Consider the following 13,764-nt stretch of genomic DNA (forward strand, 5'->3'; position numbering starts at 1 on the left):
GGAACCTCCGGCGGAACGGCCCCCGCCCGGGGCGCGGGGACGGCCCCCGCCGGGTGCCGCCCCGGCAGCCGCGCCCGCGCCCGCGCCCGCCTCCGGCGTCCCGGTGTGTCGGCGTCCCGGCGTCCCTACGTGTCGGCCCCGATGGTCCGGCGGCCCTACGTGTCGGCCCGCACGTCCCGGCGGCCCTACGCGTCGGCGTCCGCCAGCAGCCGCTCCAGCTCCGTCATCAGCCGCACCGCCGCCGCCCGCTGGTCACCGGCGAGCCCGCCCCGCCGGGGCGCCCGCGGCCGGCGGTCGATGGCGATCCGCAGCGCCGCCGCGGCCTGCCGCGCGAAGAGGGACAGCAGGTCCAGCTCGCTGAGGCTGGAGCGGGCCTGCGGGGCCGGGTCGAGCACCTCCAGCACGCCGAGGACCCGGTCGTCGTGCAGCAGCGGCGCCGCCATCAGCGCGTCCGGCACGTACGCCGTGGACTCCGCCAGCGCCCGGTCGAAGGAGGAGTCCCGGGCGAGGTCGTCCACGATCACGGACTCCCCGGACATCGCCACCCACCCGGCGATGCCCCGTCCGGCCGGGAAGCGCCGCCCGGTCAGGAACTCCTCCCCCTGACCGGACACCGCCTGGAAGACCAGTTCCTGCGTGCCGTCGTCGAGCAGCAGGACCGAGCTGGCCCCGGCGCCGAAGATGGCCCGCGCCACGTCGACGACCGACTGGAGGAGTTCCCGGACCGAGGCGTCCTCGCCCGGACCGTCGGGGGTGGGGGCCGTCGCGGGCCCGATCGGAAGAGTCATGGGGCACCTCTGCTGCCGGGTCGGGCGACCTGCACGTTGGCCGCCGAGAGAAAGAGGGCGTTCTTGAGCTGGAAGGTCGTCATGCGGGGGTGCGCGGACAGCAGCCGGGCGCACAGCCCGGCGACGAACGGGGTGGCGAAGCTGTTGCCGGTGGTGCGGATGCTGGCCCCGCCGAGCCAGGCCACCTCGACGTTCTGCCCGGGGGCGAAGAACTCGACCGGCGGGTCCGGGTTGTACAGGTGCAGCCCGGGGTCGTCCTCCTGGTGGCTGCCGACCGAGACGACCGAGGCGAACCGCCACGGGAAGCTCTCCACCGGCGTGTTGTGCGCCGAGGCGGTGATCACCGTCCGGTTGAAGTACGCCTCGTCGGCGAGGGCGTGCAGCTCCTCCGCGAACCGCGCCCGCGTGGTGGACAGACTGAGGTTGATCACGTCGAAACGCTGTCGGACGGCCCAGCGCAGCCCCGCGATCAGCATGTCGCCGGTCCCGGAGAACCGCTCTCCGAGGACCCGCACGCTGTGCAGCTCGCACTCCGGGGCCGTACGGCGGATGATCCCGGCGCACGCGGTGCCGTGGCCGCAGACGTCGCCGGTGTCCGTCTCCCGCACGGAGACGGTCCCGTCGTCGTCCCGGACCACCACCCGGGACCCGGCGACCGGGCCCACCAGCGGGTGGTCCCGCTCCACCCCCGAGTCCACCACGCACACCCGGACACCGGCGCCGGTGCCGCCGGGCAGCGGCCGTTCGGCCGGTTCGGGGCCCCGGTCGGCCAGGACGGGGATGTCCCCTGGGCCCCGGCCGCGCAGGCTCCAGGTCAGCCCGTCGCCGGGGCCCGCCGTCGCGGTCGTCATGCGGAACTCTCCTCTCCTCGCGGGGCCGGCCGCCGCGCCGGGCTGGCGAGCCGCACGGCCCGCGCCCAGCCGACGCCGGGCAGATGGCCCTTGGCGGTGAACGACTCCTCGGCGGCCCGGGCCGCCAGGACGGCCTCCCGGCCGCTGCCCAGGGCCCGCAGGGTGTGCGCCAGGTCCAGCGAGGCCAGCGCCCGGACCAGCGGGGAGTCGGTGTCCGCCGCCGCCCGGACCGCGCGGGCCGCCAGCTCCCGGGCCTCCCCGTCCCGGCCCCGGGCCGCGGCCAGCCGGCCGTTCAGCCCGTCCAGGTCCACCGCCTCGGCCGGGGGGCGGCCGGGCCGCCCGGACAGCGGGGCGAGCGCCGCCGCCGCCTCCCGCCACCGCCCCTGGTCCAGCAGGACCCGTGCCGACTCCAGGGCCACCGTGTCCCGCAGCGCGTCGGCGCCCAGCGACCGCGCCTCGCGGGCCGCCCGGTCCAGCGCGCCCAGCGCCCGGCCGCCCCGGCCCGCCAGGGTGTCGACCAGCGCGCCGAACAGGGGCAGGAACACCCGCGCCTCCGCGTAGCCGAGCCGCTCCGCGAGCCGCTCCGCCTCCGCCAGCCGGGCGCACGCCTCGGCCGGCCGGGCGCGCAGCGCCAGCATGACGGCGAGCGGGCAGTTCAGCGTCACCCGTACGGTGGGGCGCCGCCCGTGCTCGGCGAGCAGCGCCCGGCAGCGGTCCAGCGCCGTCGGCAGCGGCTCCGGGCCGCGCCACAGCGAGACGCCGACGGCACCGAGCGCGGCGGCCCGCTCCGGCTCGGCGTCGGCGGCCACCGCGTGCGCCAGGGCCCGGGTGAGCAGGGTGTCCGCCTCGCCGTGCCGGCCCTGCGCCTGCCGGTGCTGGCCGAGCCGCAGACACGCCCTGGCCTGCCCGAGCGGATCGCCGGCCGCCTCGAAGACGGGCAGTGTCCCCCGGGCGGCCTCGGCCGGGGAGCCGCCGTCCGGCACCCCGGCCACCGCCAGGCTCAGCCGGGCGTGCGCCAGCTCCAGCGGGTCGGCCGGGGGCGCGGCGGTGCGCCGCAGCAGCTCCCGTGCCTCCGCCACCCGGCCCAGCGCCAGCCGGACCTCGCCGAGGCGGCGCAGCGCCCCCGCGGCGGACGGGTCGCCGGGTCCGTACAGGGCGGTGGACCGGCTCAGCAGGTCGTCGGCCCACGGCAGGTCGGAGCGGGCCAGCGCCTGCGCCCCGGCGCGGCCGAGGGCACCGGCCGCCCGCAGCCGCAGCGTCCCCAGCTCCTCGGTCACCAGGCCCAGTTCGCGCCGGTAGCGGTAGGCCCGCTCCAGATGGCCGCCGACCGCGCCGTCGCCGCGCGCCCGGACCCCGGGCAGGTCGGCGGCCCGCTCGTGCCGTTCGGCGCGGGCCCGCTTGGACATGCAGCCGTACGCGACCTCCTGGACCAGTCCGCTGGCGAACCGGTAGCCGCGCCCGTCGGCGGCCGGTTCGACCATGCGGTGGCGGCCCAGCGCCAGCAGCGCCTCGACGGTGCCGCGCCGGGTACCGCGGGCCAGTTCGGCCAGCTCCCCGGCGTCGAACCGGCCGCCCAGCACGGCGGCGAGGTCCAGGGTGACCCGCTCGGCGCCGGTCAGGGCGTCGATCCGGGCGCCCAGGAGCGCCTGCACGGTGGGCGGCGGGTCGTCGGCCCGGGCGCCGCGGGGCAGCGGCAGCAGCAGTTGCTCCAGGTGCAGGGGGTTGCCTCCGGCGCGCTCCAGCAGCCGGTCGGGCAGCCCGGGCGGGGCGGCGGAGGACGCGCCGGACGGGGCGCCGGGGGTGAGGCCGGCCGGGGTGCCGGGCGCGCTGCCGGTCGGGCCGAGGCGGGGCGCACCGCCGCCCGGAGCGATGACGCCCTCGGGCGGTCCGGCGTGGAACGTCCCGGCGCCGGCGTCGGCGCCGGGCGGGTCGGCGCGGGGTGACCGGCCGTCGGCCGCGCCGACCCGGGTGGTGAGCCGGGCGGTGGCTCCGGCGAGGACCTCCGCCAGCAGCCGCGCGTCGGCCTCCGGCAGCCCCGGCAGGGCCAGCGTGGTTCCGGGCGGCGCGGCACGGGAGTCCAGCAACTCGGGCCGGGCCAGGCAGAGCAGCAGGACGGGGGCGTCGCCGAGTTCCCGGTCGAGCCGGTCCACCAGGTCAAGCAGGGCCGGAGCGGCCCAGTGGCAGTCGTCGAGGACCAGCACCACCGGGCCGCCGGTGGCGGCGGCGGTCAGTACCTGGAGCAGCGCGGCGCAGGTGTCGTCCGGCGAGGGGCTGGGGGTGCCGTCCGCGAGCAGGCCGCCCGCCAGCACGGCCAGGGCGTCCGCCGCGTCCCGCTCCGCGGCCCCGGAACGCCGGGCGGCCAGCAGCGAGGTGAGGGCGTCGGCCAGCGGCCAGAGGGTGCCCCGGTCGCCGTAGGGGCGGCAGCGCCCGGCGCCGTACGCCACCCGGGGCCCGGCCCGGGTCGCCAGCCACTGCCGGACGAGCCGGGTCTTGCCGAGCCCGGCCTCCCCGTGCACCAGCAGCAGGTGCCGGAGAGGGGGACCCGCGGCGCCGGTCCCGGCGGCACGGCTCCCCGGCGGGCCGCCGGAAGGACTCCCGCCGTCCGCGACGCCGGTGCCCCGGCCAGCCGGAGCCTCCCCACTCCAGGAGCCTTCGTCCGCGGTGTCCCGGACCGCGCGGTGGGGCTCGGCCGTGCGGGGTGAGGTGTCCCGGTCGGTGTCCGTGTCGGCGTGAACACCGGGGGGTGAGTTGTTCACGGAATGGGGGCCGGTGCTGTCTTCGGGGGTGGCCGGGGCCGGGCGGGTGTCGTGGGCCGCGTCGTGGGGGGCGTCGATGCGGCCGACGACGTCGGGGGCGTTGTCGCGCGTGCCGGCCGTGCTCGGGGAGCCGTCCCGTTCGAGCCACGGGTCGGCGTCGGGGCCGGGTCCGGTGCCGTCCCTCCGGTCACGGACGTCCGTGACGGCCCGACCGCCCTGCGCCGGGGCGCCGTTCGCGGTCCGCGCGCCGCCGGGCGCGCCCGGCGTCCAGGTCGTCCGCGGGGCTCCCGCCGTCGCCGTCGCACGGGCCAGCGCCGCGTCCAGCGCGTCGAGTTCGACGCCGCGTCCCACGAACGGGATGTCGAAGCGCCGCAGTTGGTCGGGCTCGTCGCCGCCCAGCCCCAGCAGGCGGTACGCCGTCACCGGCACCGACTTGCCCTTGAGGCGCAGCGGGCCGACCTCCTCGACGCGGACCGTGGGGCCCGCCGCGAGACGGGTCTCCGGGCCGAGCAGGATGCTCCCGGCGTCGGCGTGCTGCTCCAGCCGGGCCGCGACGTTGACGGTCTCCCCGGAGACGAGGGCCTGCCGCGCCGAGGCGTCCGAAGCCGCCACCACGGGGCCGGTGTTCACGCCGATGCGCACTTCCAGCCCGATCCCCAGGGCCTGTTCGAGGTCGGCGTTGAGCCGGTCCAGCGCGTCGAGCATGCCGAGCGCGGCGCCGAGGGCGCGGCGGGCGTCGTCCTCGCGCACCGAGGGCACCCCGAAGACGGCCATCACGGCGTCCCCGATGAACTTCTCCAGCGTGCCCCCGTGCTCCTCCACCTGGCCGCGCATCAGCGCGAAGTAGCGCAGGGTGACGGCGCGGAGGGTCTCCGGGTCGAGGGCCTCGGAGAGCGCCGTGGAGCCGACCAGATCGCAGAAGAGCACGGTGACGACCTTGCGGGCCTCGACCGGTCCGGGCGGGAATTCCGGCCCGGGCCCCCCGGACGGGACGGGGCACGGGTCCGGCGGACGGCAGGGGGTGCCGCAGGACGGGCAGAAGCGGGCCCCGCCCGGCAGGGCGGCCCGGCAGCTCGTGCAGCTCATGGCGGGGACCTCGTCGCGGTGGCCGGTCGGGTGGACGGGGGAGGGGTGCCGCTCGGCGCGGCGCGTCGCCCGGAGCAACGCGTCGCCCGGCGCGGCGCGCCGCTCAGAACAGCGCGCCGCCGGCGACCTCGCTGTGGGCCTGCACCTCGGGGCCCACCTCGCCGAGCCGCCGCCCGATGTCGATGAGGAGCGCGACCTCCTGCTCGGTCATCGACAGCAGCACCTCCACCTGTTCGTCGGTGAGCGCGTCGAGGGGGAAGCCCGCCGCGGCCAGCCGGGCGAAGCGGGCGGTGCGGTCGTCGCTCATCGGTGACCTCCTGACGGGGCCGCGGCCGTCCTTGCGGGCCGGGCGGCGAGTTCGGACAGCAGCCGGGCCAGGCCCGACACGGTGTGCAGGGCGCCGACCGAGACGGCGGTGCGCTGGGGCCCGGTCAGCGGCAGCCGGTCGAGGACCCGGTCCAGGGCGGCCACGTGGGCGGAGTCCAGCGCCGCGTGCGCGCGCAGGGTGCGGAAGGCCGCGTCGGGCAGGCCGGTCCCGGCGGCGAGGTGCTCCGCCAGCCAGCCGGCGGGGGCGTTCCCCTCCAGCGCGGCCATGTAGCCGAGGAGGACCGCGGGGTGGTGGTGCTCGACCCAGTAGTACGGGGCGCCGGTCAGCACCGCGACGGCGGTGGGCGGCAGCGCCGCGCGCACGGCGGCGGCGTCGCCCCCGGCCAGGGCCAGGTCGGCGAGCAGCCAGTCGTCGTGGCCGCGCTCCTCCTCGATGTGCCGGCGCAGGTACCGGGCGAGCGGGCGGGCCACCGGGTCGCCGGGCGGCGCCGCCTCGCAGCGGGCGACGGCGCGTTCCATCAGCGGTACGGAGGCGCGGACCAGGGCGTGCATGGCGCCCAGGTAGGCGAGATAGCGCGGGCGCAGCCCGTCCGGCCGCCAGAGCAGGGCGGCGGCGGCGTGCACGGCGGGCTCGGCCAGCGACAGCTTGGTCCGCAGCACCCGGGAGAACGGCGCGGCCCCCACCGCACCGCCCCCGGCCGCTCCCTCCACCGCCCGCCCGGCCGCACCGCCCCCGGGTCCCCCCACGGCGACCCGGGCGGCACCGCCCCCGGCCGGTTCCCCCACGGCGGCCCCGGCAGCGCCGCCCACGTCCCCCGCCGGGAGCCTCTCCGCGGCCGGCGCACCACCCCCTGTCCGCCCCGGCCCGCCTCCCGCGCCTCCCGTGCCGTCAGGAGCCGCCGCCCGGTGGCCCCCCGCGCTCCGCGCGCCGCCCGCGGCACCCCCCGCCCGTCGGCCCACCGCACCGCGTGCCGCGCCGTCCGGGGTCCCCGCCGGGCCGCCCCGCGTGCCCCGTGCGGCACCGCCCACGACCCCCGCCGCGTCTCCCGCCGCACCCCGTACGGCGCCGCCCGTGACGTCCCCCTCCGGGCCGCCCGCCGCACCCCTCACCGCGGGTCCCCGTCCAGCGCGACCAGATCCGCGTACGGGGCGCAGCCGTGCCGCCGTACGAGGGCGACCGGGCCGGCGGCCGTCTGGCGCCGGGCGGCCTCCGCGTCGAGCAGCTCCCCCACCGGTCCGGTGCCGTCGCGGGCGGCTCCGGCGAGCACCCCGGGATGCCGCTCCAGACGGTGGCAGGAGGCGCAGTAGCCGCCCTCCCCGCCCGCGCCCCCGTCGCCGTGGCGGGCGTACAGATGGACGGGGCCTGCGGCGCGGACCATCCGCAGCACGGGGGAGGCGCCCGAGCGGCGCCGCACGGCGGGCCAGCCGTCCTCGGCGATGTGGCCGAGGCGCAGGTGCGCCGGGGCCGGGCGGGCGTCGACGGCGCGCTGGTTGCAGCAGGCGAGGACGGTGCCGTCGAAGGCCACCACCGGCCAGGCCGCCAGCGCGCAGGGCAGCGGCCGGTCGCCGTCCGGGAGGACGCGGGCGGCGCCCGCCCAGGCGGCGGCCCGGCCCAGCGGGCGGACCGCGGTGACCAGCATCGGCACCCGGTCGGCGAACTCCCGGCGGATCTCGGCGGTCACCTCGGCCAGATAGGGGTCCCGGGGGCCGCTCCCGGTGAGGTGGAAGCTGACCGGCACCCCCGCGTCGCGGATCTCCCGCACCGCCCGCAGCACGTCGGCGCGGGGCACCTCGCGCTCGTGGTGGGCGTCCAGGCTCGCGGAGAAGTGGTCGACGGCGGTGACCGCGCGCATGATCCGCCCGGGGACCCGGCCGGAGCGGGCGAAGAACATGCCGCTCAGCAGCGCGCTGCGGGTGCCCGCCGCGCGGGCCGCGACCGCGAGCGCGGTGGTCAGCTCCGGCCGCAGCAGCGGCTCGCCCCCGGTCAGCAGGAGCACCTCGGGGCGGTCCGCGGCGCCGAACGAGCCGACGAAGCGCAGCAGATGCCCCCCGTCCGGCTCCTCGCCGGACATCGTGGAGGCGGTGGAGCAGTGGGCGCAGCTCAGCGGGCAGCGCCGGGTGAGGGTCAGCAGCAGTCCCGCGCCCGGGACGGGCCGCAGCCGCAGCAGGTCGGACAGACGCACGGGCGCACCTCCCTGTCTCGTCGCCCGGCCGGTGGGCGGCCGTGGCCACCCAGCGTCCCGGCGGGCGGTCAACGGGCGGTTCGGCGCCGCCTGTGTACCGGTAAACCGGCAGGCCGGACGGGTGCCGGGCGGTGCCGAGGAGCCCCGGGGGCGGTGCCGGGCGGCCGGTGACCCGGCCCGAACAGCGTCCATACCGCTCGCATACCGGCTCTTGACCGGCGGGGAACCGCCGCTGCCTAGCGTCCTGTTCCACCGGCCGGCGACCGCCGCCCGGAGTCCCGTCCGTGAGGAGTGAACCCATGGCCGACGCCATCGAGCCCACCGAGGACAGCACCCCCGAGAACGACAGCCCCGAGGTCGAGGCCCACCTGTCGAAGGACGCGGTCAAGAACGCGGTGCTCGGACTCCAGGCCGGCGGCCTCGAGGGGGAGTCCGTGATCTCCCCCGCGATGAGCTGTTCCTCCTGCGTGGCCGCGAGCTGCTGAACCGTCGCCCCGGCGCCGGCCGGACCGGCGGTCCCACCGCCGGTCCGGCCGGCGCGACCGTTCGGCCGACGAGACGACGATGACAGGAGAGGGGCTGGGCGGAGATGCGCCTATCGTGGGAAACGGTGGTGTTCTACCTGGGGAACCACCGCCGGTGGTTCGAGGACGTCACCCGGCGGCAGCCGGACGCCGTCCATCTGCGGGAGTACCGGGCGGCCGTCCCGGCCACCTGGGGCCTGCGGCGCCGTGGCTACTGGCTGATCAGTGAGCCGCCGGGCGCCGACCGCGTCGAGCAGGGCTGGAAGCTGCACGTCAGCGCCACCTCCCGGAGCAGCGCGGAGATCCTGCGCCGCGCCCTGCCGGTGCTGCGCGACGCGGGGGTGCGGTTCAAGTTCCTGATGGACCCGGCGGCGGTGGCCGAGGTGAACGGCAAGAGCGCCCCCCGGGGTTCGAGCGGCAAGTTCATCACCGTCTACCCGCCCGACCCCGACGGCTTCCACCGGATCGCCCGCGCGCTCACCGAGGCCCTCGACGGCTGTGACGGCCCGTACATCCTCTCCGACCGCCGCTACCCCGGCTCCCGGATCGTCTTCTACCGCTACGGTGCCTTCACCTCGCACTTCCGGCTGCGGGCCGACGGGATCAAGGAACTGCTCATCCAGGCCCCGGACGGGTCCTGGGTGCCCGACGTGCGCACCCCGTACTGGGGCGCTCCCGACTGGGCCGGCGACCCCTTCGACGGCCCCGCCCGCACCACGGCGCCCCCGGCCCCCACCGCGTCCCCGGCCTCCACCGTGTCCCCGGCCACGGCGAGCCCGGCCCCCGCCTCCCCGGGGACCCCCGCCGCGCGGGAGGAGCCCGCCCCGGCCGAGGAACCCCCGGCGCCGCTGCTCGACGGCCGGTACTCCGTCACCGGGACGCTGGCCCTCGGCAACCGCGGTGGCGTCTACCGCGCGGTGGACACCCGGACCGGCGCCGACGTGGTGCTGCGCGAGGCCCGCCCGGCCGTGGAGGTCGGCCTGCACCGCACCGAGGCCGTCGCCCTGCTCCACCACGAGCACCGGCTGCTCACCGAACTCGCCGACACCGGCCTCTTCGTCCGCCCGGCCGGCCTCTTCACCGCCTGGGAACACTCCTTCCTCGTCGAGGAGTTCATCGACGGCGTCCACCTGGGCCGGCTGAGCATCGGCGAGAACCCCCTCTACGACCTGGACCTGACGCCCGAGCGGCTGACCGCCTACTACGAGCGGCTCCGCGCCCTCTGGCTCCAGGTCGCGGACGCCATCGCCGTCTGCCACGAGCGGGGCATCGTCCTCGGGGACCTCTCCCTCACCAACATCCTCGTCACCCCCGAGGACCGGGTGCGGATCATCGACCTGGAGTCCGCCTGCCACGAGGGCGTCGACCGCGGTGCCGGGCTCGGCACCCCGGGCATGGCGCCCCGCCGGGCGGCCACCGGCACCGTCGACCGCCGTGCCGACTACTACGCCCTCGGCGCCGTTCTGCTCAGCGGCGTCCTCGCCTGCCAGCTCAGCGATGTCGTCGAGCACGAGGTGCCGCTCGGGCTGCTCGACGAACTCGCGGCCGACCTGGACCTGCCCGCCGAGTTCACCGCCCTCGTCCGCGACCTCTACGACGAGGACGCCCCGCTGCCCGACCCCGACGTGCTCCGGGGCCGCATCGCCGGCCTGCCCTTCGCCACCGCATGGCGGCAGCCCCCGCCCCTGGTCCGCCGCGCCGCCCCCGGCCCGGAGGACGCCGCCGAGCTGCGCCGCCGGATACGCGACGTCCTGCGGGGCGTCCGCGACTACGCGCTCGGCGCCGCCGACACGACCCGCGACGACCGGCTCCTCCCCGCCGACCTGCTGGTCTTCGAGACCAACCCGCTCTCCCTCGCCCACGGCGCCTACGGCAGCCTCTACGCCCTGCACACCGTCCACGGCGAGGTCCCCGGGGAACTGCTCGCCTGGGCCCTGCGCCGCCCCACCGGGCACACCGCGATGCCCCCCGGCCTCTACTACGGCTCCGCCGGGGTCGCCTGGGCCCTGTCCGCGATGGGCCATCCCGCGCAGGCCGCCCGCGTCCTGCGCGACACGGCGGGGCACCCGCTGCTGGCCGACGAGGGCGACACCGGCGTGCTGACCGGCACCGCGGGCCACGGCATGGCCTGCCTCAGGCTCTGGCAGGACACCGGGGACCCCGAGTTCCTGGACCGTGCCCGCGCCCTCGCCGGCGGCCTCGCCCGCACCGCCCGCCGCGAGGAGGACCGCGCCCACTGGCCGGACGCCGAGGGTCGGCGGCCCGTCGGCTACGGCCACGGCCCCAGCGGCGTGGCGATGTTCCTGCTGGCCCTGCACGCGGTCACCGGCGACCCGGACACCCTCGCCCTGGGGCGCGCGGCCCTCGAACACGACCTCTCCCGCGCCGAGTACGCCCCCAGCGGACTGCTGTCCTTCCAGGCATACGCCGACGACCGGGACGCGCGGACCATCCTGCGCCACTACTGGGACGAGGGCACCGCGGGCATCCTCACCACCCTGCTCCGCTACTGGTGGAGGACCGGCGACGAGCGCCTGCGCAAGCAGGTCGACCGGCTGCTGCCGGACGTGCGGCGCAAGTACACCGTCTTCCCCCAGCTCTTCCACGGCATCAGCGGCCTGGGCGACGCCCTGCTGGACGCCTACGAGTTCCTCGGCGACCCCGAGCTGCTCGGCGACGCCGAACGGGCCGCGCGGGCCGTGCTCCGCTGGGCGGTGCGCAGGCCCGAGGGGGTCGTCTTCCCCGGCGAGCAGACCCTGCGGGAGAGCGCCGACCTGGCCACCGGCTCCGCCGGGATCGCGCTGTTCCTGTCCCGGTTCGAGCACACCGTCCCGGGCGCCCGCACCAACCGCAACTTCCTCCTGGACGACCTGCTGGCCGACCCCCGGCGCCCGCCGGGCGAGCGGCGGGCGGACCGGTGACCGGGACCGAGCCCCGGACCGAGCCCGCGCCGGGGCTGCGGCACAACCGGACCTTCCAGCTCCTCTGGACGGCGCAGGCCCTGTCGGACTTCGGCTCGTCGATGTCCGCCATGGCCCTGCCCCTGGTCCTGCTGGCGGGCGGCTCCTCCAGCGCCGAGGCGGCGGTGATCGGCACCGCGATGCTCGTCGTCGGCCTGGTGGTCCGCATCCCCGCCGGATACCTCAGCGACCACCGCGACCAGCGGGTCCTCATGGTCGGCTGCGACCTGGCGCGGCTGCTGGCCGCCGGGGTCCTGGCCCTGTGCCTGCTGGTGCGTCCGCTGCCGCTCTGGCTGGCGCTGGCCGCGGTGGTCGTCTCCGTCACGGCCGTCGAGGTGTTCCGCCCGTCCCAGCAGAAGGTGCTGCGCTGGATCGTCGACCGCGACCAGCTCCCCGCGGCGATCTCGCTCAACCAGGCCCGCTCGTACGGGGCGGAGATCGCCGCGCCCGCCGTCGCCGGGTTCCTCCTCGGCCTGGGCCAGGCCCTCCCGTTCGCCGTCGACGCCGTCACCTTCGGGGTCTCCGCGCTGTGCGTGGCCGCCGCCCCCGGCGTACGGCGGGCCGTCGCCGCCCGCCTCCCGGAGGCCGGGGCGCCGGCCGCCGCGCCCGGCCGCCCGGCCGAGCGGTTCTGGCCGCGGCTCACGGCCGGGTTCCGCTACCTCGGCGGCCACCGGCCCCTGCTGTACCTGGCGTTGTACTTCAGCGGCGTCAACCTGGGCTTCTCCGCCTTCGGTTACGTGCTGATCCTCGGCGTGGGCGGCGGCTCCGGCGGCGCCACCGCGGTGGGCGCCGCGATGAGCACGGCGGCCCTGGCCGGGCTGTGCGGCTCGCTGATCGCCCCACGGGCGCAGCGGCTGCTGCGGATGCCGGTGCTGATCATGGCCGGGCCCGCGGCCTCGGCGCTGCTGCTGCTCGCCGCCTGGCGGACCGGGAGCACCGTGGCCGTCGCAGCCGGGTTCTCGGCGCTGTGCCTGCTGACGCCGGTCGTCGGGGTGGTGTTCTCCACCATCATGGCGACCTCCGTGCCCGAGGAGGTCTACGGCCGGGTCAACTCCAGCCTCTCGCTCCTCGCCCAACTGCCGCAGTGTGCCGGTCCCATGGCGGCCGGACTGCTGCTGCTGAACCTGTCCCTGCCCGGCACCGCGGCGGTCCTCGGCGTCCTGTTCGCCGGGCTCGCCGTCGTCGCGCCCGCCCTGCCCGACCTGACCCGCACCGCGCCGGACGCCCCGGCCGGGGAGGAACGATGACCCCCTCCGGAGACACCGGTCCCGTCCGCCCGGCATCCTCCGCTTCCGCCCCCGCCCGGCGGCACCCGTCCGCCGCGCGGGGCCTGCCGGCCGGGCGGCGGGGGGCGTTCCGGTCCCGTGCGTGCCCCGAGACCCGGGCCCCCGGGCGCCGGGGCGTGCCCCTTCCCCCGGCGCGCCCGGAGGGGGCCCGGTCGTCCCGGTGCTCCGGGCCGTTCCGGTCTCCCGTGTGTCCGCAGGCGTACCGGTCATCCGCGCACCCGGGTGCGGCCCGGCGGGTGGACACGGAGGAGTCCCCGCCGCCCGGAGGGGGCCGCCGGGGCCGGGAGAGCAGGGGGCGGCGGCGATGACGCGACCGTTCCCGCCGGGCACCGCACCGCCCTGGGCGCCACCGGCCGGCCACCCCGAACCCCGGGCGGCACTCGGCCGGTTCGCGTCCGGCGTCGCCCTGCTGACCGCGGGCCGCCTGATCCCGCACGCGGTCACCGTCAACTCCCTCACCGCCGTCCCGACGGAACCGCCGCTGGTGGTGGTGAGCGTTCCGCGCGCGGCGAGCGTCCACGCCACCGTGGAGCGGGACCGGGAGTTCGCCGTCTCCGTCCTCTCCGGACGGCAGCACGCGGTGGCCGCGCGGTTCGCGGAACGCCACCGGCCCCGGGGCCGACAGGAGTTCGCGGGCGTCGACACCTTCCGGGGACGGCGCACCGGCGCCCCGCTCCTCAACGGCGCTCTCGCCTGGCTGGAGTGCGCGCTCACCGATGTGCGCGACGGCGGCGACCACTCCGTGTTCCTCGGCTCGGTCCTCCACCTCACGGCGGGACCGCCGGGCGACCCGCTGGTCCACTTCGCCGGCGCCTTCCGCACCCTCGGCCGCACCCCCATACCCGGCGGCCCACGCTGATCCGGTGCCTTGTGCCGGGCCCCGCGCGAAGGGTGCCTTGCGCGGAGGCGGGCCCTGCGCGGAGGCGGGCCCTGTGTGTGTCCCGGTCCCGCGCGGACTTCGGGTCCTGGACTTCGGGTCCCGCACGGACTTCGGGCCCCGCAG

Annotated in this window: 10 protein-coding genes; 4 read left to right on the top strand and 6 right to left on the bottom strand. The window is 78.1% G+C overall.

What is annotated here, in order from left to right; genetic code table 11:
- Positions 1-185 precede the first annotated feature (185 nt).
- The 6 genes from GTY84_RS04110 to GTY84_RS04140 all read right to left on the bottom strand — a co-directional run bounded on the left by GTY84_RS04110 (position 186) and on the right by GTY84_RS04140 (position 7,991).
- Positions 186-788, bottom strand: a complete 603-nt coding sequence (locus tag GTY84_RS04110; protein ID WP_161224710.1) for a GAF domain-containing protein — start codon at positions 786-788, stop codon at positions 186-188.
- Entirely contained in the window at positions 785-1,639 is an 855-nt protein-coding gene (locus GTY84_RS04115) for a S8 family serine peptidase (protein ID WP_161224711.1), read from the bottom strand. The genes GTY84_RS04110 and GTY84_RS04115 overlap by 4 nt, the downstream gene beginning before the upstream one ends.
- On the bottom strand, positions 1,636-5,481 hold the full coding sequence (locus tag GTY84_RS04120) for an adenylate/guanylate cyclase domain-containing protein (protein ID WP_237532029.1): 3,846 nt from the start codon (positions 5,479-5,481) through the stop codon (positions 1,636-1,638). The genes GTY84_RS04115 and GTY84_RS04120 overlap by 4 nt, the downstream gene beginning before the upstream one ends.
- A gap of 103 nt (positions 5,482-5,584) precedes the next feature.
- Complete coding sequence (locus tag GTY84_RS04130) at positions 5,585-5,788, bottom strand: aroma-sacti cluster domain-containing protein (RefSeq protein ID WP_161224712.1); 204 nt, start codon at positions 5,786-5,788, stop codon at positions 5,585-5,587.
- Positions 5,785-6,492, bottom strand: a complete 708-nt coding sequence (locus tag GTY84_RS04135; protein WP_161224713.1) for an iron-containing redox enzyme family protein — start codon at positions 6,490-6,492, stop codon at positions 5,785-5,787. The genes GTY84_RS04130 and GTY84_RS04135 overlap by 4 nt, the downstream gene beginning before the upstream one ends.
- Before the next feature lie 422 nt (positions 6,493-6,914).
- Complete coding sequence (locus GTY84_RS04140) at positions 6,915-7,991, bottom strand: radical SAM protein (protein WP_161224714.1); 1,077 nt, start codon at positions 7,989-7,991, stop codon at positions 6,915-6,917.
- A gap of 299 nt (positions 7,992-8,290) precedes the next feature.
- Here GTY84_RS04140 and GTY84_RS04145 point away from each other — a divergent pair, with 299 nt between their 5' ends.
- From GTY84_RS04145 to GTY84_RS04160, 4 genes are all read left to right on the top strand, one after another.
- Positions 8,291-8,476, top strand: a complete 186-nt coding sequence (locus GTY84_RS04145) for a hypothetical protein (RefSeq protein ID WP_161224715.1) — start codon at positions 8,291-8,293, stop codon at positions 8,474-8,476.
- Between the two features lie 125 nt (positions 8,477-8,601).
- Positions 8,602-11,436 carry a lanthionine synthetase LanC family protein gene (locus GTY84_RS04150; RefSeq protein WP_161224716.1) on the top strand — a complete coding sequence of 945 codons (2,835 nt, stop codon included), beginning with the start codon at positions 8,602-8,604 and terminating at the stop codon, positions 11,434-11,436.
- Entirely contained in the window at positions 11,433-12,722 is a 1,290-nt protein-coding gene (locus GTY84_RS04155; protein WP_161224717.1) for an MFS transporter, read from the top strand. The genes GTY84_RS04150 and GTY84_RS04155 overlap by 4 nt, the downstream gene beginning before the upstream one ends.
- Positions 12,723-13,065: 343 nt before the next feature.
- Positions 13,066-13,620 (top strand): flavin reductase family protein, encoded by a 555-nt coding sequence (locus GTY84_RS04160; protein WP_161224718.1) that lies wholly within the window; start codon positions 13,066-13,068, stop codon positions 13,618-13,620.
- The last annotated feature ends 144 nt before the right edge of the window (positions 13,621-13,764 follow it).

The organism is Streptomyces sp. SID8352 (assembly GCF_009862265.1).
Taxonomy (GTDB): Bacteria; Actinomycetota; Actinomycetes; order Streptomycetales; family Streptomycetaceae; genus Streptomyces.